Annotated in this window: 16 protein-coding genes; 9 read left to right on the forward strand and 7 right to left on the reverse strand. The window is 71.5% G+C overall.

Annotated elements, in window-relative coordinates; all coding sequences use genetic code 11:
• Positions 1 to 120 precede the first annotated feature (120 nt).
• From ACIA8X_RS22280 to ACIA8X_RS22295, 4 genes are all read left to right on the forward strand, one after another.
• Positions 121 to 1,050: a 5'-3' exonuclease H3TH domain-containing protein gene (locus tag ACIA8X_RS22280; RefSeq protein ID WP_393461384.1), complete on the forward strand. Its 930-nt coding sequence runs from the start codon at positions 121 to 123 to the stop codon at positions 1,048 to 1,050.
• Positions 1,051 to 1,199: 149 nt separating this feature from the next.
• Positions 1,200 to 2,045, forward strand: a complete 846-nt coding sequence (locus ACIA8X_RS22285; protein ID WP_399458936.1) for a siderophore-interacting protein — start codon at positions 1,200 to 1,202, stop codon at positions 2,043 to 2,045.
• 260 nt (positions 2,046 to 2,305) lie between these two features.
• Positions 2,306 to 3,868, forward strand: a complete 1,563-nt coding sequence (locus tag ACIA8X_RS22290; RefSeq protein WP_399458937.1) for an amino acid permease — start codon at positions 2,306 to 2,308, stop codon at positions 3,866 to 3,868.
• A 151-nt stretch (positions 3,869 to 4,019) separates the two neighbouring features.
• Positions 4,020 to 4,997: an RluA family pseudouridine synthase gene (locus ACIA8X_RS22295; RefSeq protein WP_399458938.1), complete on the forward strand. Its 978-nt coding sequence runs from the start codon at positions 4,020 to 4,022 to the stop codon at positions 4,995 to 4,997.
• 560 nt (positions 4,998 to 5,557) lie between these two features.
• Here the strand turns inward: ACIA8X_RS22295 and ACIA8X_RS22300 are convergent.
• The 6 genes from ACIA8X_RS22300 to ACIA8X_RS22325 form a co-directional block, all read right to left on the reverse strand.
• Positions 5,558 to 7,048, reverse strand: coding sequence for a cytochrome P450 (locus ACIA8X_RS22300; RefSeq protein ID WP_399458939.1), 1,491 nt, complete (start codon positions 7,046 to 7,048; stop codon positions 5,558 to 5,560).
• A gap of 102 nt (positions 7,049 to 7,150) precedes the next feature.
• Positions 7,151 to 7,771: an ATP/GTP-binding protein gene (locus tag ACIA8X_RS22305; protein ID WP_393461250.1), complete on the reverse strand. Its 621-nt coding sequence runs from the start codon at positions 7,769 to 7,771 to the stop codon at positions 7,151 to 7,153.
• Entirely contained in the window at positions 7,752 to 8,150 is a 399-nt protein-coding gene (locus ACIA8X_RS22310) for a DUF742 domain-containing protein (RefSeq protein WP_393461248.1), read from the reverse strand. The genes ACIA8X_RS22305 and ACIA8X_RS22310 overlap by 20 nt, the downstream gene beginning before the upstream one ends.
• Positions 8,147 to 8,554 carry a roadblock/LC7 domain-containing protein gene (locus ACIA8X_RS22315; RefSeq protein WP_031486688.1) on the reverse strand — a complete coding sequence of 136 codons (408 nt, stop codon included), beginning with the start codon at positions 8,552 to 8,554 and terminating at the stop codon, positions 8,147 to 8,149. The genes ACIA8X_RS22310 and ACIA8X_RS22315 overlap by 4 nt, the downstream gene beginning before the upstream one ends.
• Complete coding sequence (locus ACIA8X_RS22320; protein ID WP_393461246.1) at positions 8,551 to 10,146, reverse strand: sensor histidine kinase; 1,596 nt, start codon at positions 10,144 to 10,146, stop codon at positions 8,551 to 8,553. Before ACIA8X_RS22320 ends, ACIA8X_RS22315 begins: the two co-directional genes overlap by 4 nt.
• 338 nt (positions 10,147 to 10,484) lie before the next feature.
• Complete coding sequence (locus tag ACIA8X_RS22325) at positions 10,485 to 11,120, reverse strand: TetR/AcrR family transcriptional regulator (protein WP_399458940.1); 636 nt, start codon at positions 11,118 to 11,120, stop codon at positions 10,485 to 10,487.
• A gap of 282 nt (positions 11,121 to 11,402) precedes the next feature.
• Here ACIA8X_RS22325 and ACIA8X_RS22330 point away from each other — a divergent pair, with 282 nt between their 5' ends.
• The 5 genes from ACIA8X_RS22330 to helR all read left to right on the forward strand — a co-directional run bounded on the left by ACIA8X_RS22330 (position 11,403) and on the right by helR (position 20,559).
• Positions 11,403 to 12,227, forward strand: coding sequence for an urea amidolyase associated protein UAAP1 (locus ACIA8X_RS22330; protein ID WP_399458941.1), 825 nt, complete (start codon positions 11,403 to 11,405; stop codon positions 12,225 to 12,227).
• Positions 12,224 to 12,853, forward strand: coding sequence for an urea amidolyase associated protein UAAP2 (locus ACIA8X_RS22335; RefSeq protein ID WP_393461240.1), 630 nt, complete (start codon positions 12,224 to 12,226; stop codon positions 12,851 to 12,853). Before ACIA8X_RS22330 ends, ACIA8X_RS22335 begins: the two co-directional genes overlap by 4 nt.
• Positions 12,850 to 16,362 carry a 5-oxoprolinase/urea amidolyase family protein gene (locus ACIA8X_RS22340; protein WP_399458942.1) on the forward strand — a complete coding sequence of 1,171 codons (3,513 nt, stop codon included), beginning with the start codon at positions 12,850 to 12,852 and terminating at the stop codon, positions 16,360 to 16,362. The genes ACIA8X_RS22335 and ACIA8X_RS22340 overlap by 4 nt, the downstream gene beginning before the upstream one ends.
• A gap of 19 nt (positions 16,363 to 16,381) precedes the next feature.
• A complete protein-coding gene (atzF, locus tag ACIA8X_RS22345; RefSeq protein WP_399458943.1) occupies positions 16,382 to 18,070 on the forward strand; it encodes an allophanate hydrolase in 1,689 nt (562 codons plus the stop codon).
• A 296-nt stretch (positions 18,071 to 18,366) separates the two neighbouring features.
• Positions 18,367 to 20,559 carry an RNA polymerase recycling motor ATPase HelR gene (gene helR / locus ACIA8X_RS22350; protein WP_399458944.1) on the forward strand — a complete coding sequence of 731 codons (2,193 nt, stop codon included), beginning with the start codon at positions 18,367 to 18,369 and terminating at the stop codon, positions 20,557 to 20,559.
• Between the two features lie 107 nt (positions 20,560 to 20,666).
• Here the strand turns inward: helR and ACIA8X_RS22355 are convergent, their stop codons facing one another.
• A complete protein-coding gene (locus tag ACIA8X_RS22355; RefSeq protein WP_399458945.1) occupies positions 20,667 to 23,519 on the reverse strand; it encodes a DEAD/DEAH box helicase in 2,853 nt (950 codons plus the stop codon).
• Between the last annotated feature and the right edge of the window lie 104 nt (positions 23,520 to 23,623).

Below are 23,623 nucleotides of genomic sequence, written 5' to 3' on the forward strand. Positions count from 1 at the left end.
AGTGGTCCAGGCCACAGAAATGGCGTCCAGCGCAACTCGTTGCGCACCGAAGGACACGGAGCGGCGCCGAAGGGTCGCCGTCGGTGCCGTGCGGCATGACTGTCAGTGGCTTACGGCATGATGCGGGGCGTGACCGGACGACTGATGCTCCTCGACACCGCCTCGCTCTACTTCCGCGCCTATTTCGGCGTCCCGGACTCCGTGAAGGCCCCGGACGGCACGCCGGTGAACGCCGTGCGCGGCCTCCTCGACTTCATCGACCGCCTGGTCAGGGACCACCGCCCGGACGCGCTGGTGGCCTGCATGGACGCCGACTGGCGGCCCCAGTGGCGGGTCGACCTGATCCCGTCCTACAAGGCGCACCGCGTCGCCGAGGAGCGCGAGGCGGGGCCCGACGAGGAGGAGGTGCCCGACACCCTGTCGCCGCAGGTGCCGGTCATCGAGTCCGTCCTCGACGCGCTCGGCATCGCGCGCGTGGGGGTCGAGGGGTACGAGGCCGACGACGTGATCGGCACGTTCACCGCGCGGGCGCGGGGCCCGGTCGACATCGTCACGGGCGACCGCGACCTGTACCAGCTGGTGGACGACGCGCGTGGGGTGCGGGTGCTGTACCCGCTCAAGGGTGTCGGCACCCTCCAGCTCACCGACGAGGAGTGGCTGCGCGAGAAGTACGGCGTCGACGGCCGGGGGTACGCGGATCTGGCGACGCTGCGCGGCGACCCGAGCGACGGCCTGCCGGGCGTGCCCGGGATCGGCGAGAAGACGGCCGCGAAGCTGCTGGCCGAGTTCGGCGACCTGGCCGGGATCATGGCCGCGGTCGACGACCCCAAGGCGAAGCTCACGCCCTCGCAGCGCAAGCGGCTGGACGAGTCGCGGCCGTACGTCGCCGTCGCGCCGACGGTCGTGCGCGTCGCGGACGACGTACCGCTGCCGGACGTCGACACGGCGCTGCCGCGGGCGCCCCGGGATTCGGCCGCACTGGACGAGCTGGCGGTGCGATGGGGGCTGGGCGGGTCGCTGCAGCGGCTGCTGGTGACGCTGGGGGCGTGAAGGGAGCGATCGGGTGCATGGGGTTCGCGGTGCGGGGAATTCGGTTCTCGCGAGCACGACATGCACCGATTCATGAACGTTCATAGCGGCATTCGCCGGGGGAGGTGCTAACTTAGGTAAACCTAAGCTTGGAACGAGGGAGGCCAGTGATGGCGCTACGCCCTGCCCGCAAGCCGCGGAAGCCCCACGCCGCGCAGGTCATCCGTACCGAACGGCTGACCCCGCACATGCAGCGTGTGGTGCTGGGCGGCGAGGGGCTCGACGAGTTCGCGGCGGACACCTGCACGGACCATTACGTGAAGATGCTGTTCGCCCCCGAGGGCGTGAGCTACCCCGAGCCCTTCGACCTGGAGCGCATCCGCGAGGAGCTGCCGCGCGAGCAGTGGCCGGTGACGCGGACGTACACCGTGCGGGCCTGGGACCCGGAGCACCGTGAGCTGACGCTGGACTTCGTACTGCACGGCGACGAGGGCCTGGCCGGCCCCTGGGCGATGCGCGCCCAGCCGGGCGAGACCGTGCGGCTCATGGGTCCCGGCGGCGCCTACGCACCCGACCCGGATGCCGACTGGCATCTGCTCGTCGGCGACGAGAGCGCGTTGCCCGCCATCGCCCGCTCCCTGGAGTCGCTGCCCGACGGCGCCACGGTGTATGCCTTCGTGGAGATCGCCGGCCCCGAGGAGGAGCAGAAGATCGACTCCGATGTGGAGGTCATCTGGCTGCACCGCGGCTCCCGTCCCGTGGGCGAGGCGCTGGTCGAGGCCGTGCGCGCGCTGGACTTCCCCGACGGCCGGGTGCACGCGTTCGTGCACGGCGAGGCGCACTTCGTGAAGGAGCTGCGCCAACTGCTGCGGGTCGAGCGCGGCATGCCCCGCGAGGACCTGTCGATCTCCGGCTACTGGCGACTCGGCCACAACGAGGACGGCTGGCAGGCCTCCAAGCGGGACTGGAACGCACGGATCGAGGCGGAGCAGGAGGGGGCGGCACCGGCCGCGTGAGACTCCTCGAAAGGGGCGGCACTCCCAGAGTGCCGCCCCTTCGTCGTACCCGGGATGCTCAGGAGCATCCCCAGCGCGTTGGACCACCCCGAAGGGTCCCCGCAAGGGCGCGCCGGCACCCCGAAGGGCCCGCCCGCGTCCGCCGTGAGCACATAGGATCGGCTCGGACATGAGCACGTCATGCGTTCGAAACAGCCCCTCCCTAATTTCTGTCGCCCGACAGGAATTCTTGCGCCGCTGTGCGAAAGCAGGTTGCCGCCATGACGAGCACCGCCCCCGCCGCCCCACGCCCCGACCCGCCGCTGAACGCCGACGAGCGCTCCCTCGCCGAGTTCGGGTACCGCCAGGAACTGCACCGCAGCCTCGGCCGGTACGCGTCCTTCGCGGCCGGTTTCTCCTTCATCTCCGTCCTGACGACCGTCTTCCAGTTCTTCGCCTTCGGGTACGCGTTCGGCGGCCCCGTCTTCTTCTGGGCCTGGCCCGCGGTGCTCGTCGGGCAGTTGCTGGTGGCCGCGTGCTTCGCGGAACTCGCCGCGCGCTACCCGATCTCGGGCGCGATCTACCAGTGGTCCTCGCGGCTGTCGAACCTCACCTTCGGCTGGTTCGCCGGCTGGATCATGGTGATCGGGCAGATCGTGGTGGTCGCGGCGGCCGCGCTGGCGCTGCAGATGGTGCTGCCCGCGATCTGGTCCGGCTTCCAGCTGATCGGCACCGACCCCGCGCCGACCTCGGCGGACGGCGCGGCCAACGCGGCGCTGCTCGGCGTGCTCCTGCTGGCCCTCACCACGGTCGTGAACCTCCTGGACAACCGGGTGCTGTCGCTGGTGAACCGGGTAGGCGTGACCGCCGAGATCATCGGCGCGGTACTGATCATCGTGCTGTTGCTGACCCACTCCGAGCGCTCCCCCGGCATCACCTTCCACACCGAAGGCGCCGCCCAGTCAGGCCTGTTGGGCGCGCTGCTGGTGGGCTCGTTCACGGCGGCGTACGTGATGATCGGCTTCGACAGCGCGGGCGAGATGAGCGAGGAGACTCTCCACCCGCGCCGCACCGCGCCCCGCACGATCCTCACCGCGCTGGGCGCCGCGGGCCTGCTCGGTGGACTGCTCGTGCTCGGCGGGCTGCTCGCCGCGCCCAGCCTCACCGACGGCCGGCTGGCGGTCGACGGCCTGAGCTACGTCCTCACCAGCAGCCTGGGCGACGGCGTGGGCCGAGTTCTGCTGGCCGACGTGGTGGTGGCGATCACGGTGGCGACCCTCGCCATCCAGACGGCCGCCTGCCGGATGCTGTTCTCGATGGCCCGCGACGGCCAATTCCCGTTCTCCCGCCGCCTCGCGAAGGTCAACCCACGCACCGGCATGCCCGGCGCGCCCGCCCTGGTCGTCGGCGTCCTCGCGGCGGCCCTGCTGCTGCTCAACTTCGCCTCACCTGAGGCGTTCCTCGCCATCGGCACGACCTGCATCGTGATGCTGTACCTGGCCTACGCGATGGTCACCGGCCCCCTCCTGGTCGCCCGCCTGCGCGGCCGCTTCCCCGCCGCCGGCACCGACGAGACGGGCGCCCGCCAGTTCTCCCTCGGCCGCTGGGGCGTCCCGCTCAACGCCCTCGCCCTCCTGTACGGCCTCGTCATGACCGTCAACCTCGCCTGGCCACGGGCGGCGGTGTACGACCCGGCGGGTGGGCACTGGTACTTCCAGTACTTCACCGTCCTGTTCCTCGGCGTGACACTGCTCGCGGGCGTCGGCTTCCGCGCGTACCGCAGGCGGACGGCGCCCGCGACCACCACCCCGGAGACGACGGCGCCGCCCGAGGCCGCTGTCTAGGCCGACGGTCGGGGCGGATTCAGCCTCGGCGTCGGGGCCGGCGTCGGCGTCCGCGTCCCGGACGTGCCACTGATGTATCTCCGGGTCCTGGAAGGCCGCGTGCATCCGGCGCCGCACTCTCAGCATTTCCGGAGCCGTACGCTTGATCGTGATGAGACGCCGTAGCCCGCTCCCGCCCTCTCCCCTGCCGCAGCGCGACGGGATCGACGCGGTGCGGGTGCGGCTGCCCTTCGAGGGGCCGTGGGCCAGCGTGCGGGAGTATCTGGTGGAACGGCTCTCGGGGGCGGCGCCCGGGGTCGTCGCCGGGATGTTCGACGCGGGGCTGGTCGTCGGGGCGGACGGCAAGGCGGTGGCGGCGGACGCGGCGTATGTGCCGGGGATGTTCGTGTGGTTCCACCGGGAGCTGCCCCCGGAGGTGCCGGTGCCGTTCGCGGTGGACGTCGTGTACCGCGACGAGCACATCGTCGTCGCCGACAAGCCGCACTTCCTGGCCACCACCCCGCGCGGCGGCCATGTCACCGAGACCGTGCTGGCGCGGCTGCGCCGGGAGCTGGGCATCCCGGCGCTGAGCACCGCGCACCGGCTCGACCGGCTCACCGCCGGGCTGGTCCTGTGCACGCTGCGGCCCGAGGAGCGCGGCGCGTATCAGACGCTGTTCAGCGACAAGCGGGTGCGCAAGGAGTACGAGGCGGTGGCGCCGTACGATCCTGAGCTCGCCCTGCCCCGGACCGTGCGCAGCCGCATCCTGAAGGAGCGCGGGGTGCTCGCCGCCCGGCAGGTCGAGGGCGAGCCGAACGCCGTCACGCGCGTCGAGGTCGTCGACCACCGGGCCGGGCTCGCCCGCTACCGGCTCACACCCACCACCGGTCAGACCCATCAGCTACGGGTCCACATGAACGCGCTGGGCGTCCCGCTCCTCGGCGACCCGCTGTACCCCGAGGTCACCGCCCCCGTACCGGCCGGCGACTTCCGGCGCCCGCTCCAACTGCTGGCACGGGCACTGGAGTTCACCGATCCGGTGACGGGGGTGGCACACCGGTTCCGGAGTACGCGGGCCCTTGAGGCCTGGGCGTCGTATGCCGGGTGGGCGGCGGAGCAGCCGTACGGCGAGGGTGCACCGAATCAGTGACGGGTGGCGTCCGGCGCCGACCGATGGCGGGGCGGGGCCCGCCAGGTCGGCGGCGATCGCCGGGAGCAAACGGCGATCGCCTGGCGGGCGCGACCACCGGGCAGGCGCTTCCGCCAGGCAGACTCGACCGCCAGGAGCACACTGCAACTGCCGAGCAGGCACGACCACCGGGGGCACACTGGAACCGCCGAGCAGGCACGACCACCGGGGACACGGCAACCACCGCGTGGCGACCGCCGGGTAAGCAGCGACCGCCGGAACCACCCGGCAACCCCCAGGCAGACGCGGCCGCCGGAGACACGGCGACCACCAGATGGCGACCACCGAGCAGGCACCACCGCCAGAACCACCCGGCAACCCCCAGGCGGACGCGGCCGCCAGAGACACGGCGACCACCAGATGGCGACCACCGAGCAGGCACCACCGCCAGAACCACCCGGCAACCCCCAGGCGGACGCAACCCCCGGGCAGGCGGCGAGCCGCCAGGAACGCACACCGACCACCCGACAGACGGCGACCCCGCAGGCCGACGACAACCGCGGGACGCCGCCACCGGCCCCTCAGTTACCCCGCCACCACCGCAGGAACCGCCGCAGGACCCCCTTCGGCCGCACCGGCTCAGCAGCCGCCGGATCCGGTGCCTGCGTCGGCGCGGGCGGCTGCGCGGACGTCGGCTGGGAAGCCGGCGCGGGTGCCTGCCCGGGCTGCGGCGTGCCGACCTGCCAGGTGGCGCGCTGGGGCGGGACCGGGGCCTGGCCCGGCTTCCGCAGGACGTCCTGCGGCGGCTTCGGCGCGAAGCGGACCGGCAGTTCCACGAGGTGGGCCGAGGCGATCGAGTGCCGCCACTCCAACTCCTCCTCGGGGCATTCGAGTTCCACGTCCGGCAACCGCATCAGCAGGGCGTCGACACCGACTTCGGCGATCGCACGGCCGATGTCCGCGCCGGGGCACTCGTGCGGTCCGCCACCGAAGGCGAGATGGGAACGGTTGCCCATCATGTTGGCGGAGAGGTCGGGACGCACCCGCGGATCGACGTTGCCCGGAGCGGGAGCGAACAGCAGCCCGTCCCCCTTGCGGATGTGCTGACCGCCCAACTCCGTGTCCTGCTTGGCGAAGTAGGCGAACACGGTGCTGAACGGCGGCTCGTCCCACAGGGACTGCTCGACCGCCTCGGGCACCGTCATCTGGCCGCCGCTGAGCTGGGCGCGGAAGCGCGGGTCGGTGAGGACCACCCGGATCACGTTGGCGAGGAGGTTCGCGGTGGCCTCGTAGGCGGCGATGAGCACGACCCGCAGGTGCTGGCCGATCTCGTCGTCGGTCAGCCGGGCCGGGTGGTTGATCAGATGGGTGGCGAAGTCCTCCTCCGGCCGGGCCCGCCGCTTGGCGGTGAGCCGCATCAGCGCGTCCATGATGTACGCGTTGCTGGCGATCGCCGTCTCGGTGCCCTTGAGCATGTCGCGGGCGGCCTCGACGATACGGTCGTTGTACTCGTCGGGCATGCCGAGGATCTCGCACATCACGGCCATCGGCAGATGCTCGGAGAACTGCGCGACCAGGTCGGCGCTGCCCTCCTCGCAGAACCGGTTGACGAGGCGCTGCGTGGAGCGGTTGATGTAGCGGCGCATACCGCGGTGGTCGATCGTGGACATGGCGCCGGTGACCGCACCGCGCAGCCGCAGGTGTTCGTCGCCCTCGGCGTGGGAGCAGATCGGCTGCCAGGCGATGTGCGGCATCAGCGGGTGGTCGGGCTTGACCATGCCCTCGAGGAGCGGGTTCCAGATACGGCTGTCCCGGCAGAACTGCGAGGGCGTACGAACCATGTGCAGGTTCTCGGTGTGGCCGAGGACCACCCACATCGGCACGTCGTCGTGGAGCAGTACGGGCGCCACCTGGCCATGCTGCTCGCGGAGTTGCTCGTACAGCTCCCCCAGGTCCTCCGCCTCGTGGAGCCGGTGCAGGCTTCCGGGGCCGAGCCCATGGGCCGGGCAGCCGGGCGGCGGCGCGGGAAAGGCGTCGTGCGTACCGGTCGGGGAATGGAATTCAGGCGTCACAGTGGTCGCTCCGAAGTGGATCCGGTTTCTGGGGAGTCACAGCGCGAATTTCTGGGGGTGCACAGCGCGAACGAACGCGGACGCGCCCTACCTGAGCGCGCTTTACCTGAGCGCGCCCGACATGGCGAGCGAGTGCAGGAAGTGCATCAGTGTCATCAGGACGTCACGGCTGGAGGCCCGGCGGCGGACGTCGCACTCCACGATCGGGATCTCCGGGTCGAGGTCGAGCGCCGCGCGCAGGTCGTCGACGGCGTAACGGGGCGCGTCGGGGAAGGAGTTGACGGCGACCACGAACGGTACGCCGCGCTCCTCCAGTCGCCCTATCACGTCGAAGCTGACTTCGAGCCGACGGGTGTCGATCAGCACGACCGCGCCCAGCGCGCCCTCGAACAGCCCGTTCCACAGGAACCAGAAGCGCTCCTGGCCGGGCGTGCCGAAGAGGTACAGCACGAGCTGGTCGGTGATGCTGATGCGGCCGAAGTCCATGGCGACGGTGGTGGCCGTCTTGGTGTCCGAGCCGAAGTTGTCGTCGACACCGATGCCAGCCTGCGTCATGGTCTCTTCGGTGGTCAGCGGCCTGATCTCGCTGACCGAGCCGACCATGGTCGTCTTGCCGACCCCGAAGCCGCCCACGATCACGATCTTGACCGCGGCCTCGGCCGTGGGCGGCAACTGCTCGTCGGTCCGTGGACCGGGGATGGTGTCAGAGCCTTTGAAGTCCATGCATCACCGCTTCGAGAAGGGACCGGTCGGCGACGGCCTGACGCACGAGCGGGGCGCGGGCCGTCACCAGGTCGGCCGTCAGCAAGTCGGTGAGCAGGACCGTCATCGCGCTGAACGGCAGACTGAGATAGGCCGAGAGCTCGGCCACGGACAGGGGGGTAGTGCAGAGCCGGAGCAGCGCCGTCTGCTCGGGCGCGGCGGAGGGCGGTGGGTCGGCGCTCGCCACGATTAAGGTGACGAGGTCGAGTTCGGCGCGCTCGGCGCCGTCCTTCCCGGCCACCACGAAGAGCCGTTCCGGGTTCTTCTTCTGCCTCGGCGGGGGCGGTGGTGGGGGCGCTTGCCCTTGGGGGTATCGCCGCTGGCGTTGCGGAGGAGTCATACGGTCTGCCCGTTGCGCCTCGACGGGCTCGTGAGATGGGCGCCGATGCGGCCGACGAGGTCGGACATGCGGTTGCTCATCAGCCCGGGCTCGGCGAACGTGTCGGAGAGCACGGCGAGATAGGCGTTGGCGCCGGCGGCCATCAGATAGAAGTAGCCGCCGTTGATCTCGATGAGGACCATCTTCATCTTGCCGTCGCTGTTCGGGATCTCCGTGGCGACCGCGCTCGCCAGGCTCTGCAGACCGGCGCAGGCCGCGGCGACGCGGTCGGCGGTGTCCGGGTCGCCGCCGTAGCGGGCGATGCGCAGGCCGTCGGCGGAGAGCACCACGATCATCTCGATGCCCGGTACGCCGTCGTGGAGCTCCTTGAGCATCCAGTCGAAGTTGGCGCGCTGCTGGATCACTTGGGGTCCCCCTCGTCGTCGGCCTCGCGGCGGGCCGGTTGGGTTCGCGGCTGGAGTGTGTAGGGGTCGGGCTTGTTCTTGAGTCCGTTCCAGAACGCCTCGACCCACGCACCGGGGGCGGGCTCGTCCGCCACGGGCTCGGGCAGGGGCGCGGGTTCGGGCTTCGGCGTCGACCAGACGGTCGGCCGGCCCTCCCGTTCGGCCCGCTCGATGGCCGCCTGCTCGGCGAGCCGCTTGCTGAGCGGGGTCTTGACCCGGCTGCGGCGCTGGGGCAGCCCGCCCGCGGTCCATTCGGTGACCACGGGGACGTCGTCCTCCATGGAGACAGCGGCGGGAATCTTCGGGCTGGTGGGGCGCCGCTTCTTGGGCGTGCGCTTGGGCCCTTCGAGCGCACCGGGGCCGAGCTTGGGCGCCGCTACGGCACCGATGCCGTGCGCGTATCCGGGCGCGGCGTCGGTGGTGAGCATCTCGCGCGGGATCACGAGGACGGCGCGGACACCGCCGTACGCGGAGGTGCGCAGGGAGACCTGCATGTTGAACGCCGTGCACAGGCGGCCCACGACGGCCAGGCCCAGTCGCGGGGACTCGCCGAGTTCCTGGAGGTCTCCGCCGACCTTGGCGCGCTCCAGCATGCCCTCGACCCGGGTCCGGGCCTCCTCGCTGAGGCTGACGCCCGCGTCCTCGATCTCGATCGCGATGCCGGTCTGCACCTCGGTGGCGGTGACATGCACCTCGGTCTGCGGCGGCGAGTAGCGCGTGGCGTTGTCGAGGAGTTCGGCCGCCGCGTGGATGACCGGCTCGACGGAGATACCGCGGACGTTGACCTGGGCGATGGAGTCCAGCTTGATGCGCCGGTACTCCAGGATGCGGGACATGGCACCGCGCAGCACGCTGTACAGCTGGACGGGGTTGGGCCACTGACGGCCGGGGCGACCGCCGCCGAGCACGGAGATGGAGTCGGCGAGGCGGCCGATCAGCATGGTGCCGTGGTCGATGCGCAGCAGGTCGTCGAAAACCTCGGGGTTGCGCCCGTGGTCCTCCTCCATCTCGCCCAGTTCCACGGCCTGTTGGTGGACGATCGCCTGGACGCGGCGGGCGATGTTGACGAAGGAGCGCTGGGCGGAGTCACGCAGGGCTTCCTCGTGGTCGAGGATGTCGAGCATCGACTTCACCAACGCGAGCTGCGCCGGGGAGAGTTGGGCGTAGGTCGGGTCGATCTCGGCAAGGTCGCGCATCACCTCATGGGGTGAATTGCCGCACCGCAGCCGGTAGATGGCGGCAGGCGTGACCTCCGTGGCGAGGCGGGTCATCTCCTCGTCGTGGGCGGCGACACGCCGTTCCAGATACGCGGTGTGACGGGCGCGCTCGGCCCGCTCGTCCCGCAGGGTGCGGCCGCGGCGCACCGTTTCGGCCGCGGATGCCAGCACGAGCAACAGGGCCACGGCACCGCACACGCCGACGGCCGTCCGGGCCGGTTCCGCCACCACGGCGACGGCGGCGCCGGTTGCCGCGGCCATCACTATGGCGGGCAGCAACAGGACGCGCGCATACGGGAGTTCACGGCGACGGGGCGGGGATTGAACGCTCACCATGTGGGCCCTCTGAAACTAATCGGGTGGGTGTAGGGGGAGCTTGCAGCGGGGTACGTCATGGGTATGTCGGAATCTTCTGCGCGTTTGGGAACAAGCGCACGAATACGCCTCAACTCGGTGCGCTGCGGGCGAGCTTAGTCCGACCGGATCATCGCTGTGTCATATTCAGCAAGCACCTGAAATGAGGCGTGCGACAGGAGTACCCTCGGCCCCATTTATACGCTCAGCTCACAATCGCACACCGTACGTTACGGCGTACGAGCGTACGAAAATCACTCACCGTGACGGGTGAAGGGCCGGGATTCAGAAGGGGATTCAGACCCCGTTCGGCCGGATGTTCAGATCCCCGCGATGCGCAGCGCGGCGTCCGCCGTCGCCTCGGCGAACACCGACACCGGGCGCTCCGGGTCGGAGCGGTGCACGAGGATGACGCCCTCGATCAGACCGAAGAGCAGATCCGTACGCAGGTCCAGCTCGCTCTTGGCGAGCGCGCCGCCGGCGGCCGTGGCGACGAGCAACTGGCGGTAGGCGTCCTTGAGTTCGGCGCGCACGGCGTGGAAGCCGGCGAAGCGTTCGGTGCGCACCTCGGGCAGCAGGTACAGCCCGCCCAGGTTGTGCGGGCCGCCGCAGAGCAGCTCCACGTCCGCGCGGCACAGCCGCCACAGCCGGTCCCCGGCCAGGGTCGCGTCGTCGGCGAGGAGTTCACGGGCGTACGCGAGCGAGGGCGTGACCGTGGACTCCAGGAGCTCGGCGAGGAGTTCCTCCTTGCCGGAGACGTAGTGGTACATGGACGCCTGCCGCATCCCCGCGCGCTCGGCGACGGCGCGGGTGGTGGTGGCGGCGTAGCCCCGGGTGGTGAACAACTCGGCGGCGGCCGCGAGGAGTTCGGCACGCGGCTCAAGCCCGCTGTCCGGCCGCTGAGCGGCCCGCGGCCTGCCCACCCGCCGACCTGCCTGCCCACCTGACGTACCCATGGGTTCGATCCTCGCACATCGGGGCGTAAGGCGATCTCCGAGCGGGCGTCGGCGAGCGCCGCGCGCACTTCGGGCCGGCTCCGCACGGGCGTCGGCGGCGCGGGTCCGCCGCCGTACCGCTTCTGCGGCTTGCGTGAAGGCGGTGGGGTCCGGGTATGCAGCGGGCGCCGCGGTTACCGCACGGCAACACCCCCGCAATCCCGTCGACCCACCCCGCCCCTAATTTCTGTCGGGCGACAGAAAAGAGCCCGCAGGCCGACACCCGAGCCGGAGGTCCCGCGCATGGCGACCAAGACCACGTACGGAGCCCGTGACCACGCCCGCGCCCAGGAGGGGACCCGCGCCGAGGCCATGCCCGTCGTGCCGGCCCGGGACTGGCCGGCGCCGCCCTGCGAGGCGGGACACCTCGTGTGGGCCGAGACGGTGGCGGGCGGCGGCTACACGCACAAGGTGCTGGCCCGCGGCACGGAGCTGCGGCTGACCGATCTGCGCGGCGACGCCTGCGCGCATCTGCTGCTGTACGTGGCCGACCGCCCCTGGGAGCGGCTGAACGTCGCCGACACGGTGAAGGTGCAGTGGAACGCCTACCTCCGCGAGGGCCGCCTGCTGCTCTCCGACCAGGGCCGCGTGCTGGCGAGCGTCGTCGCCGACACCTCCGGGCGCCACGACGCCCTGTGCGGCACGTCCACCCTCGTCCGCAACACCGAGCGCTACGGCGACGGCACCCCGCAGTCCCCCTCCCCCGCCGGCCGTGAACTGTTCAAGCTGGCGGCGGCGAAGAACGGCCTGGAGCCCCGGGACCTGCCCCCGTCGCTGTCCTTCTTCCAGAGCGTCGAGGTCCGCGAGGACGGCACCCTCGACTTCACCGGCTCGGCCGGACCCGGCGCCGACGTGACCCTGCGCGCCGAGCAGGACCTGACCGTGCTGATCGCCAACGTGCCGCATCCGGCCGACCCGCGCCCCGAGTACGTCAGCACCTCGCTGGAGGTGCTCGCCTGGCGCGCGGCACCGACCGCCCCGGGCGACCCGCTCTGGGACGCCACCCCCGAGGGCCGCCGCGCCTTCCTCAACACCGCCGAATTCCTTGCCGCGAGGGGGCTCGCATGAGCACGAGCACGACCGTCGTTCCCGCCCGCGCCGCCTGGTCGTCCGTCGTCCGCGAGGGCGGGACGCTGACCATCACCGACCTGCACGGCAACCAGGCCGTCGACTTCCTCGTGTACGACGCCCACGACACATCGGTCCGCTACAGCGCGCCCGACACCATCCACGCGCAGGGCGGCATCTTCCTGACGACGGGCAGCGTGCTGATGTCGAACGAGCACACGCCGCTGATGACGGTCGTCGACGACGAGGTGGGCCGCCACGACACGGTCGGCGGCGCCTGCTCGAAGGAGTCCAACACCCTGCGCTACGGCCACCACACCTGGTCGCAGCACGCGTGCGTGGACAACTTCCTCGCCGAGGGGGCGAAGTACGGCCTCGGCAAGCGTGATCTGGTCTCCAACGTCAACTGGTACATGAACGTGCCGGTCGAGAAGGACGGCACCCTCGGCATCGTCGACGGCATCTCGGCCCCGGGGCTGTCCCTGACCCTGCGCGCCGAGCGCGACGTCCTCGTCCTCGTCTCCAACTGCCCCCAGATCAACAACCCCTGCAACGGCTTCGACCCGACGGCCGTGGAGATGACGATCACGGACGCGGGCGAGGCACCGGGGGCGGGCGGCGCATGAGCTTCGACACGCTGCTCGTCGCCAACCGGGGCGAGATAGCCGTCCGCATCATCCGCACGGCCCGCGAGCTGGGCCTGCGCACGATCGCCGTGTTCTCCGACCCGGACCGCGCGGCGCCCCACGTCCGCCTCGCCGACAAGGCCGTACGCCTCGGACCGGCGCCCGCCAAGGAGTCGTACCTCGACGCCGACCTGGTGCTGAAGGCGGCCAAGGACTGCGGGGCCGGGGCGATCCACCCCGGCTACGGCTTCCTGTCCGAGGACGCGGCGTTCGCGCGGCGCTGCGAGGACGCGGGGATCGTGTTCGTGGGCCCGACCCCCGAGCAGCTGGAGCTGTTCGGCGCCAAGCACACCGCTCGGGCGGCGGCCGAGGCGGCGGGCGTACCGCTGGCGCCGGGGACGGGGCTGCTGGGGTCACTCGCCGAGGCCCTCGACGAGGCCCGGGTCATCGGCTATCCCGTCATGCTCAAGGCGACCGGCGGTGGGGGCGGTATCGGCATGTCGGCATGTCGATCCGTCGCCGAACTGACCGAGGCCTGGGAGCGGGTGCAGCGGGTCGCCGCCGCCTCCTTCTCCTCCGCCGGCGTCTTCCTGGAGCGGCTCGTCGAGCACGCCCGCCATGTCGAGGTGCAGGTCTTCGGCGACGGCGAGGGCAGGGTGGTCACCTTCGGCGACCGGGACTGCACGCTGCAACGGCGCAATCAGAAGGTCGTGGAGGAGGCCCCGGCACCAGGACTCCCCCCGCACATCCGCGCGCAACTCGCCATCTCCGCCCGCGACTTGTGCGCCTCCGTCGGCTACCGCTCCGCCGGAACCGTCGAGTTCGTGTACGACGCCGCCCGCGAGGAGGCCTGGTTCCTGGAGGTCAACACCCGCCTCCAGGTCGAGCACCCGGTCACCGAGGAGATCTACGGCGTCGACCTGGTCGCCTGGATGCTGCGCCTGGCCCGCGGCGAACGGGACGTCGTCCGCGCCCCAGGCGCACCGCGCGGCCACGCCGTCGAGGCCCGCCTCTACGCCGAGGACCCCTCGCGCGAACACCGGCCCAGCGCGGGCCTGTTGACGCGGGTCGAGTTCCCGAGCGGGGTGCGGGTCGACGGCTGGGTCGAGACGGGCACCGAGGTGACGACGTCGTACGACCCGATGCTCGCGAAGATCATCGCGTACGGCCCCGACCGCGCCCACGCGCTGGAACGGCTGGACGAGGCGCTGGCCCGCACCCGCGTGGACGGCATCGAGACGAACCTCGGCCTGCTGCGGGCCGCCCTCGCCGCCCGGGACTTCCGCGGGGCCGCCCACTCGACGGCGACCCTCACGGCCGTCACCGACCCGACGCCCCGCATCGAGGTCGTCTCCGGCGGCACCCTCACCACCGTGCAGGACTGGCCGGGCCGCACCGGCCACTGGCAGGTCGGCGTGCCGCCCTGCGGCCCGATGGACGACATGTCCTTCCGGCTCGGCAACCGGGCGCTGGGCAACCACGAGGGCGCACCGGGGCTCGAATGCACGCTCCAGGGACCGACGTTGAGGTTCACCCACCCCACCACCGTGTGCGTGACCGGCGCCCCGGCCCCGGTCACCGTCGACGGTACGGCGGTGCCGCAGTGGGAACCGGTGACGGTGCCGACAGGGGCCGTACTGGAGATCGGAGCCCCCACCGAGCACGGCCTGCGGACGTACATCCTGTTCGCCGGCGGTCTCGACGTCCCCGCCTTCCTGGGCAGCGCGAGCACCTTCACGCTGGGCCGGTTCGGCGGGCACGGTGGGCGGGCGCTGCGCACGAGCGACGTGCTGCACGGCGGAACGGTCGTGGACGGATCGCCGCTTCCCGCGCCCGACCGCCCGTCCTTCGGGGCCGTATGGCACATCGCGGCCGTCGAAGGGCCACACGCCGCACCGGAGTTCTTCACCGAGGACGACATCCGCGACTTCTACGCCGCCGACTGGAAGGTCCACTTCAACTCGGCGCGGACCGGCATCCGGCTCGTCGGCCCCCGGCCGCGCTGGGCCCGCGCCGACGGCGGTGAGGCGGGCCTGCACCCGTCCAACATCCACGACACGCCGTACTCCGTCGGCGCCGTCGACTACACCGGTGACATGCCGGTGCTGCTCGGCCCGGACGGCCCGTCGCTCGGCGGGTTCGTGTGCCCGGCGACGGTGATCAGCGGTGAGCGCTGGAAGCTGGGGCAACTGCGGCCGGGCGACACGGTGCGGTTCGTGCCGGTGGACGTGACGGGCCGGGAACGCCCCGCGATCGTCGACGGCGGCGTCCTGGCACGGGACGGCGATGTGACGTACCGCCGCAGCGGTGACGACAACCTGCTGGTCGAGTTCGGGCCGATGCAGTTGGACCTGGCCTTGCGCATGCGCGTCCACGCGCTGATGGAGGCGGTCACCGCGACCGACCGGGATGGAATCACCGACCTGACCCCGGGCATCCGCTCCCTGCAGATCCAGACGGACCCGAGCAGACTGCCGCAGCACGAACTCCTCGCTGACATAAGGGAGTTGGCCGCGTCCCTGCCGCCCACCGACGAGCTCGTCGTCCCGTCCCGCACCGTCCACCTCCCCCTCTCCTGGGACGACCCGGCCACCCGCGAGGCCATCGCCCGCTACGTGGCGGGCGTACGCGACGACGCGCCCTGGTGCCCCTGGAACATCGAGTTCATCCGCCGCGTCAACGGCCTGGAGTCGGTCGAGGACGTGTACCGCACGGTCTTCGACGCGGAGTACCTGGTCCTGGGGCTGGGCGATGTGTACCTGGGCGCCCCGGTGGCGACCCCGCTGGATCCGCGGCACCGCCTGGTGACCACCAAGTACAACCCGGCGCGCACCTGGACGGCCGAGAACTCGGTCGGCATCGGCGGCGCCTACCTGTGCGTCTACGGCATGGAGGGGCCCGGCGGCTACCAGTTCGTGGGCCGTACGACCCAGGTGTGGTCGGGCTGGCAGCAGCGCGGGGCGTTCGAGCCGGGGTCGCCCTGGCTGCTGCGGTTCTTCGACCGGATCCGGTGGTACCCGGTGGGCGCCGAGGAGCTGCTGGAGCTGCGGGCGGACATCACGTCCGGGCGGTTCGTGCCGCGCATCGAGGAGGGCACCTTCTCGCTCGCCGGATACCGGGCCTTCCTGGACGAGAACGCCGAGTCGATCGCGGAGTTCCGGGGCCGGCAGCGGGCCGCCTTCGCGGCGGAGCGGGACGCGTGGGAGGCGGCCGGAGAGTTCGCGCGGGTGGACGAGGCGACGGCGCCGGCCGCGCCCGCGGTCGAGGTGACCGTCCCGGCCGGCGGGCGGCTCGTCGAGGCCGAGTTCGCGGCGTCCGTGTGGCAGCTCGGCGTCCGGCCGGGTGACGAGGTGACGGCAGGACAGCCGCTGCTCGCCCTGGAGGCGATGAAGATGGAGTCCAGGGTGCACGCGCCGATGGCCGGCGTGGTCGTGGAGGTCCTGGTCGGACCCGGGGATCTGGTGGAGGCGGGGACGGCGTTGGTCGTCCTCGCCCCCGCCACGAGCTGAATCGCGAGGAGAACAAAGAATGTCGAGCGCTCTGTCCCGCGTCCGCGCCGCCTACGCCCGGATCGAAGCCGTGGACCGCCCCGAGATCTGGATCGATCTGCGCCCGCGGGCAGCGGTCGAGGACGAGGCCCGGATCATCGACGAACGCGTGGCCGCGGGCGAGCAACTCCCGCTCGCGGGCCGCCTGTTCGCCGCCAAGGGCAACATCGACGTCCAGGGCCTGCCCACGACAGCGGGGTGCCCTTCGTACGCCTACGAACCCGAGGCCGACGCACCCGTGGTCGCCCGGCTCCGTGCCGCCGGCGCGCTGGTCCTCGGCACGACGAACCTCGACCAGTTCGCGACGGGCCTGGTCGGCACCCGCTCCCCCTACGGCACGGTGCGGGGCGCCCATGACCCGGCCAGGATCAGCGGCGGCTCCAGCGCGGGCTCGGCCGTCGCGGTGGCACTCGGCATCGTCGACTTCGCGCTCGGCACGGACACGGCCGGCTCGGGCCGGGTCCCGGCCGCCTTCAACGGCATCGTCGGCCTCAAACCGACCCGGGGTCTCGTCCCGACGGAGGGCGTCGTCCCGGCCTGCGCCTCGATCGACTGCGTGACGGTGTTCGCGCGGACACTGCCGGAGGCCGAGCAGGCGCTGTCCTTCATGGCGTCCCCGCCCGCCCGCGCCCTGCCCCCGCTCCCCCAGCGCGCACCGGGGCCCTGGCGGATCGCGGTCCCGCCCGTGGAGCAGCTCGGCAAGCTGGACCCAGGCTGGGCCGAGGCGTACGAGGCGGCGGTACGGCAGCTCAGCGCGGCCGGCGCCGAGATCCGCACCGTCGACCTCGCCCCCTTCACTGAAGCCGCCGCCATGCTCTACGAGGGGGCCTTCGTCGCCGAGCGCTACACGGCCGTGGGGAGCTTTGTCGACAAGGCGCTGGCAGCGGGCGACGGCACCCTCGACCCCACCGTCACCGGCATCATCACCCGCGCCCGCGACATCCCGGCCCACCGGCTCTTCGCCGACCAGGACCGGCTCGCCGCCCTGCGCTCCCGCGCGGAAGCCGAACTCGCCGACGTGGACGCCTTGTTGCTCCCGACAGCGCCCGGCCATCCCACCCTCGCCGAGGTGGCCGCCGACCCGCTGGGGGCCAACGCCCGCCTGGGCCGCTTCACCAACTCCACGAACCTGTTCGACCTGGCCGCGGTCGCCGTCCCGGCCGGTGAGGTGAGCGGCCTCCCCTTCGGCGTGATGCTGATCGGCCCGGCGTTCACGGACGAACGGCTGGCCCGGATCGCCGCCCTGCTCCGCCCGGAGGTCCGCCTCGCCGTGGTCGGGGCCCACCTCTGCGACCAGCCCCTCAACCCTCAACTCGTGGCCCTGGGCGCCCGGTTCGACCGTACGACCGCCACGGCACCGGTATACCGCCTGCACGCCCTGTCCACGACCCCGCCCAAGCCGGGCCTGGTCCACGTCGGCGCCGGCGCGGGCGGCGCCTCCATCGAGGCCGAGGTGTGGCGGCTCCCGGCGGAGGGGCTCGGCCGGCTCCTCGCCGAGTTGCCGCGCCCTATGGCGCTGGGGAGCGTGGAACTGGAGGATGGCAGCCGCGTACCGGGGTTCCTGTGCGAGCCTGGGGCCCTCACGGACGCTGAGGACATCACGTCGTACGGGGGCTGGCGAGCGTATCTGAGGGGCGGCCGCTCGTCTCTCAGGGACGGCCGCCGCTGAAAAGACCGCTGAAAAGACAAAGGCAAGGAGGTCACTCCCTCCTTGCCACTCTCAACTTATAGCGCACTGGGGGGCTTGCGGCAAGGCCCCCCTCCTCCCGCAGAATCGTCGGCCTAGGCACCAGGACCTGCGGAAATGGGGGATCACACAGTGCGTGTGCTGTTGATGACGTAGGGCAACCCGTGTTCGCGTGAACCCCGCGGCGCCGTCGAGCCGGCACCCGGAACACCGCCCTCCACACACCTTGCCGCCCGCGAACGGTCGTCAGCGACGACCTCAGATCGGAGCCCTTCGCAGTGACCCCCCTGACCACCGGCACGTTCGACCTGCCCGCCCGCCTCTCCGCCAAGGCCGACCCCACTCTGATCGCCGGCGACGAGCGGTACTTCGCGGCTCTCGCTCAGTGCCTGGAGGAGTCGATCGCCGAGGTGTCCGACCGACTCGACGCCGAGCGCAGGGCGCCCGGCGGCCTGGGCCGGGAGGCGATGGACCGGGACGCGGAGATCCACCGGCTGACCTCCCGTCTGCGCACCCTGCGCCGCTTCGGCCTGGACCTGTGCCTCGGGCACATGGTCGGCTCGGACGACTCCGAGCCGACGTACATCGGACGACTCGGCCTCACCGACAGCCAGGGCCGCCGACTGCTGGTCGACTGGCGCTCCCCCGCCGCCGAGCCGTTCTTCGGAGCCACCCACGCCAACCCGATGGGTCTGGCGAGCCGCCGCAGGTACCGCTGGACCGGCGGCCGGATCAGCGACTACTGGGACGAGGTGTTCACCCCGGACGGACTCGAACGGCACGCCGCACTCGACGACCAGTCCGCCTTCATCGCCAGTCTGGGCACCAACCGATCGCCCCGGATGCGGGACGTGCTCGGCACCATCCAGGCCGACCAGGACGCCATCATCCGCGCGGGATCACGCGGCGCACTCGTCGTCGACGGCGGTCCGGGCACCGGGAAGACGGTCGTCGCCCTGCACCGCTCCGCCTACCTGCTCCACTCCGACCCCCGCCTCGGTCACCGTCGGGGCGGCGTCCTGTTCGTCGGTCCGCACCGGCCGTATCTGGCGTACGTCGCCGATGTCCTCCCCAGCCTCGGCGAGGAGGGCGTGCAGACCTGCATCCTGCGGGACCTCGTCGCCGAGGGGGCCGCGGCGGGGGTCGAGGCCGATCCGGAGGTGGCCCGGCTGAAGTCGTCCGCGGACCTGGTGAAGGCGATCGAGAAGGCCGTCAGGTTCTACGAGGAGCCGCCCGCCAAGGGCATGACGGTCGCCACCCACTGGTCCGACATCCGGCTGAGCGCCACCGACTGGGCCACGGCGTTCGAGGCGGCGGAACCCGGTACCCCGCACAACGAGGCGCGCGAGCAGGTCTGGGAGGAGCTGCTGACGATCCTGGTCGACAAGCACGACGACGAGGCCTCGGCCGAGGACGGCACGGTCTCGCCCCAGCTGCTGCGCAGGTCGCTGGCGCAGAACCGGGAGCTGCTCACGGCCTTCAACCGCGCCTGGCCGCTGCTCGAAGCGTCGGACCTGGTCGGCGACCTGTGGACGGTGCCGGCGTACCTGCGGATGTGCGCGCCCTGGCTCGACCGCGACGAGGTGCACAGCCTCCAGCGCACGGACCCCCAGGCCTGGACGGTGTCCGACCTGCCGCTGTTGGACGCGGCACGGCAGCGCCTGGGCGACCCCGAGACGGCCCGGCAGAAGCGCCGGCACAAGGCCATCCTCGCCGCCCAGCGCGAGCGCATGACGCAGGTCGTCGACAATCTGATCGAGGCCGTGTCCAACTCCGGCGCCGACGGTGACGACGGCATAGGCCTGGTGACGATGCTGCGCGGCGAGGACGCCCAGGTCAGCCTGGTCGACCAGGCCGAACTGTCCACCATCGACCCCGACCTGCTGGCCGGCCCGTTCGCGCACATCGTCGTGGACGAGGCCCAGGAGCTCACCGACGCCGAGTGGCAGATGCTCCTGCTCCGCTGCCCGTCCCGGAGCTTCACCATCGTCGGAGACCGCGCCCAGGCCAGGCACGGCTTCACCGAGTCCTGGCAGGAACGCCTCAAGCGCATCGGCCTCGACCGGATCGACCTGGCGTCCCTGAGCATCAACTACCGGACGCCGGAAGAGATCATGACGGAGGCCGAGCCGGTCATCCGCACCGCGCTCCCGGACGCCAACGTGCCGACGTCCATCCGCAGCAGCGGCGTCCCGGTCACCCACGGACCGCTCTCAGACCTCGACTCGATCCTGACCGACTGGCTCACCGCACACATCGAAGGCACCGCCTGCGTCATCGGCGCCCCCACACTCCGCCCGACGGACCGCGTCCAGTCACTGACGCCGGAACTGTCGAAGGGATTGGAGTTCGACCTGGTGGTGCTCGTCGACCCGGAGGAGTTCGGCGAGGGCATCGAGGGAGCAGTGGACCGCTATGTGGCGATGACGCGGGCGACGCAGCAGTTGGTGATCCTCACCAGCACGTCTTGAGAGAGGACGACTGCAACGCCGAGAAGGGGCGCGGGGCTGCATCCATATGCGGCTCCGCCGCGCGGGCGCGACAAGCCACAACTCACCCGCGCCCGCCCGCGAAACAATCACCCCACCGACGAGTAGGCGACAACCCCCCGCAGCAACCCGTCCACAGCCTTACGCGCATTCTTGGCCACAGTCGACCCCTCCACAGGAGAAGCCGCCGAAATCTGCCCGAGCACATCGATCACCTGCTTGCACCACCGCACGAAGTCCCCGGCCGGCATCTCCGCCTCCCGAAGCACCTCATCCAGCCCGGACCCACTCGCCCACATATACGCGGCCCACGCAAAGCCGAGATCGGGTTCACGCTGCCCAACCCCCTCGCTCTGGGTGATCCGGAAATCCTCCTCCAGGGCATCCAGCCGCCCCCAGATCCGCACCATCTCACCGAGCGCGGCCTTGGCCTTGCCGGACGGCAGCTTCGGCGCCATCGCATCGTCCCCGACCCGCGCCTCGTACACCAACGCCGAGACGCACGCGGCCAGTTCGGCCGGCCCGAGCCCTTCCCACACCCGCTCGCGCAGGCACTCGCTGGCCAGCAGGTCGAGTTCGCCGTAGAGCCGCGCGAGCCGCTTGCCGTGCTCGGTGACCTCGTCGCCGCGCAGATAGTCCAGCTCGGTCAGCAGCGCGACGATCCGGTCGAAGGTGCGCGCGATCGTGTTCGTGCGACCCTCGATACGGCGCTCCAGCTGCGAGGTGTCCCGCAGCAGCCGGTGGTAGCGCTCGGCCCACCGGGCGTGGTCCTCGCGGTCGCTGCAGCCATGGCAGGGGTGCGCGCGCAGCGCGGCGCGCAGCCGGTCGATCTCCCGGTCGTCCGCCGCCTGGGAGCGCCGCTTGCGGTGCCGCTCCGGCGCGATGTGCCCGGCCTTGGTGCGCAGCGCGGAGGCGAGGTCCCGGCGGGACTGCGGGGAGCGCGGGTTGAAGGACTTCGGGATCCGCATCCGCTCCAACGCCTCGACGGGCACCGGGAAGTCCATGGACGCCAGCCGCTTGACCTGCCGCTCGGCGGTCAGGACGAGCGGGCGCGGGCCGTCGTGGTGCTCGAACCCACGATGCCCGTTGGACCGCCCGGCGGGCAGTCCGGGATCCAGCACCAGCGCGAGACCGGCGTACTTGCCCGTCGGCACATGGATGACGTCGCCCGGCTTGAGCTTCTCCAGCGCGACCGCGGCTTCCGCGCGCCGCTCCACGGCACCCTGCCGGGCCAACTCGTTCTCGCGGTCCTTGAGTTCACGGCGCAGTCGCGCGTACTCCTCGAAGTCCCCGAGGTGGCAGGTCATGGACTCCTTGTAGCCTTCGAGCCCTTCCTCGTTGCGCTGCACCTGCCGCGAGATCCCGACGACCGACTTGTCGGCCTGGAACTGCGCGAAGGACGTCTCCAGCAGCTCGCGCGAGCGGTGCCGGCCGAACTGCTCGACGAGGTTGACCGCCATGTTGTACGACGGCTTGAAGCTGGAGCGCAGCGGATACGTACGCGTGCCGGCGAGTCCCGCGAGGTGCTCCGGGCTTATGCCGCGCTGCCACAGCACCACGGCATGACCCTCGACGTCGATGCCACGCCGTCCCGCACGCCCCGTCAACTGGGTGTACTCACCGGGCGTGATGTCGGCATGCTGCTCGCCGTTCCACTTGACGAGTTTCTCCAACACCACCGAGCGTGCGGGCATGTTGATGCCCAGCGCGAGCGTCTCCGTGGCGAACACGGCCTTCACCAGGCCGCGGACGAACAACTCCTCGACGACCTCCTTGAAGGTCGGCAGCATGCCCGCGTGGTGTGCGGCTATGCCGCGCTCCAGGCCCTCCAACCACTCGTAGTAGCCGAGGACATGGAGGTCCTCGGTCGGGATGGAGGCGGTGCGCTCCTCGACGAGGGCACGCACCTTTTCCCGCGCCTCCTCGTCGTTCAGCCGCAGTCCCGCGTGCAGGCACTGCTGTACGGCGGCCTCGCAGGCGGCGCGGCTGAAGATGAAGGTGATGGCGGGCAGCAGCCCCTCGGCGTCGAGCCGTTCGATGACTTCGGGCCGCCCCGGCGTCCACACCCGTGAGCGCTGTCTGCGCTCGCGCTCCCGGTCGGCCTCGCGCATGGCGCGGCCGCGTCTGCGGTCCTGGTAGGAGGGCCGGGTCGCCTCCATGCGGGCCAGCCGCGTGAGGTCGGGGTTGACGGCCTTCTTGTGGCCCTCGCCCTCCTCGAACAGGTCGTACATCCGCCGCCCGGCGAGCACGTGCTGGAACAGCGGCACGGGCCGGTGCTCGGAGACGATCACCTCGGTGTCGCCGCGGACGGTGTCGAGCCAGTCGCCGAACTCCTCGGCGTTGGACACGGTCGCCGACAGGGAGACGAGGGTGACCGACTCGGGAAGGTGAATGATCACTTCCTCCCATACGGCGCCGCGGAACCGGTCGGAGAGGTAGTGCACCTCGTCCATGACCACGTAGCCGAGGCCGAGGAGGGTCTGCGACCCGGCGTACAGCATGTTCCGCAGCACCTCGGTGGTCATCACGACCACGGCGGCGTCGGGGTTGACGCTGTTGTCACCGGTGAGCAGACCGACCATGCCGTTGCCGTAACGGCGGCACAGGTCGGCGTACTTCTGGTTCGACAGCGCCTTGATGGGTGTCGTGTAGAAGCACTTCTTGCCCTGCATCAGGGCGAGGTGGACGGCGAACTCGCCGACGATCGTCTTGCCGGAGCCGGTGGGCGCGGCCACCAGCACGCCCTTCCCCCCTTCGAGCGCCTGGCAGGCCTCGATCTGGAAGGGGTCGAGGCCGAAGTCGTACATCTCGCGGAAGGAGGCGAGCGCGGTGGCCTGCTCGGCAGCACGCCTGCGCGCTGCCGCGTACCGCTCGGCCGGAGAGAGGTCCTCTGTCATCGTGCTTTCGAGCGTACCGGGCGCCACTGACAACAGGACGATCATTATCCGGATCCGCGCTCGGCAAACCCGGGATCTCCGCAGCTCACGGCCGCGCAACGGAAGCGGCCGGGTGCGCCCCGTAGGCGCCCCGGCCGCAATTCTTCGGC

Source organism: Streptomyces sp. NPDC051738 (assembly GCF_044453205.1).
Classification (GTDB): Bacteria; Actinomycetota; Actinomycetes; order Streptomycetales; family Streptomycetaceae; genus Streptomyces.

Coding starts and splice junctions, on each gene's coding strand:
- ACIA8X_RS22320 (WP_393461246.1), bottom strand. CDS start 10,146: ATGGTGAGCGTTCAATCCCCGCCCCGTCGCCGTGAACTCCCGTATGCG.
- ACIA8X_RS22280 (WP_393461384.1), top strand. CDS start 121: ATGCGGGGCGTGACCGGACGACTGATGCTCCTCGACACCGCCTCGCTC.
- ACIA8X_RS22285 (WP_399458936.1), top strand. CDS start 1,200: ATGGCGCTACGCCCTGCCCGCAAGCCGCGGAAGCCCCACGCCGCGCAG.
- ACIA8X_RS22305 (WP_393461250.1), bottom strand. CDS start 7,771: ATGGACTTCAAAGGCTCTGACACCATCCCCGGTCCACGGACCGACGAG.
- ACIA8X_RS22325 (WP_399458940.1), bottom strand. CDS start 11,120: ATGGGTACGTCAGGTGGGCAGGCAGGTCGGCGGGTGGGCAGGCCGCGG.
- ACIA8X_RS22290 (WP_399458937.1), top strand. CDS start 2,306: ATGACGAGCACCGCCCCCGCCGCCCCACGCCCCGACCCGCCGCTGAAC.
- ACIA8X_RS22295 (WP_399458938.1), top strand. CDS start 4,020: ATGAGACGCCGTAGCCCGCTCCCGCCCTCTCCCCTGCCGCAGCGCGAC.
- ACIA8X_RS22310 (WP_393461248.1), bottom strand. CDS start 8,150: ATGACTCCTCCGCAACGCCAGCGGCGATACCCCCAAGGGCAAGCGCCC.
- ACIA8X_RS22330 (WP_399458941.1), top strand. CDS start 11,403: ATGGCGACCAAGACCACGTACGGAGCCCGTGACCACGCCCGCGCCCAG.
- ACIA8X_RS22335 (WP_393461240.1), top strand. CDS start 12,224: ATGAGCACGAGCACGACCGTCGTTCCCGCCCGCGCCGCCTGGTCGTCC.
- ACIA8X_RS22355 (WP_399458945.1), bottom strand. CDS start 23,519: ATGATCGTCCTGTTGTCAGTGGCGCCCGGTACGCTCGAAAGCACGATG.
- atzF (WP_399458943.1), top strand. CDS start 16,382: ATGTCGAGCGCTCTGTCCCGCGTCCGCGCCGCCTACGCCCGGATCGAA.
- ACIA8X_RS22340 (WP_399458942.1), top strand. CDS start 12,850: ATGAGCTTCGACACGCTGCTCGTCGCCAACCGGGGCGAGATAGCCGTC.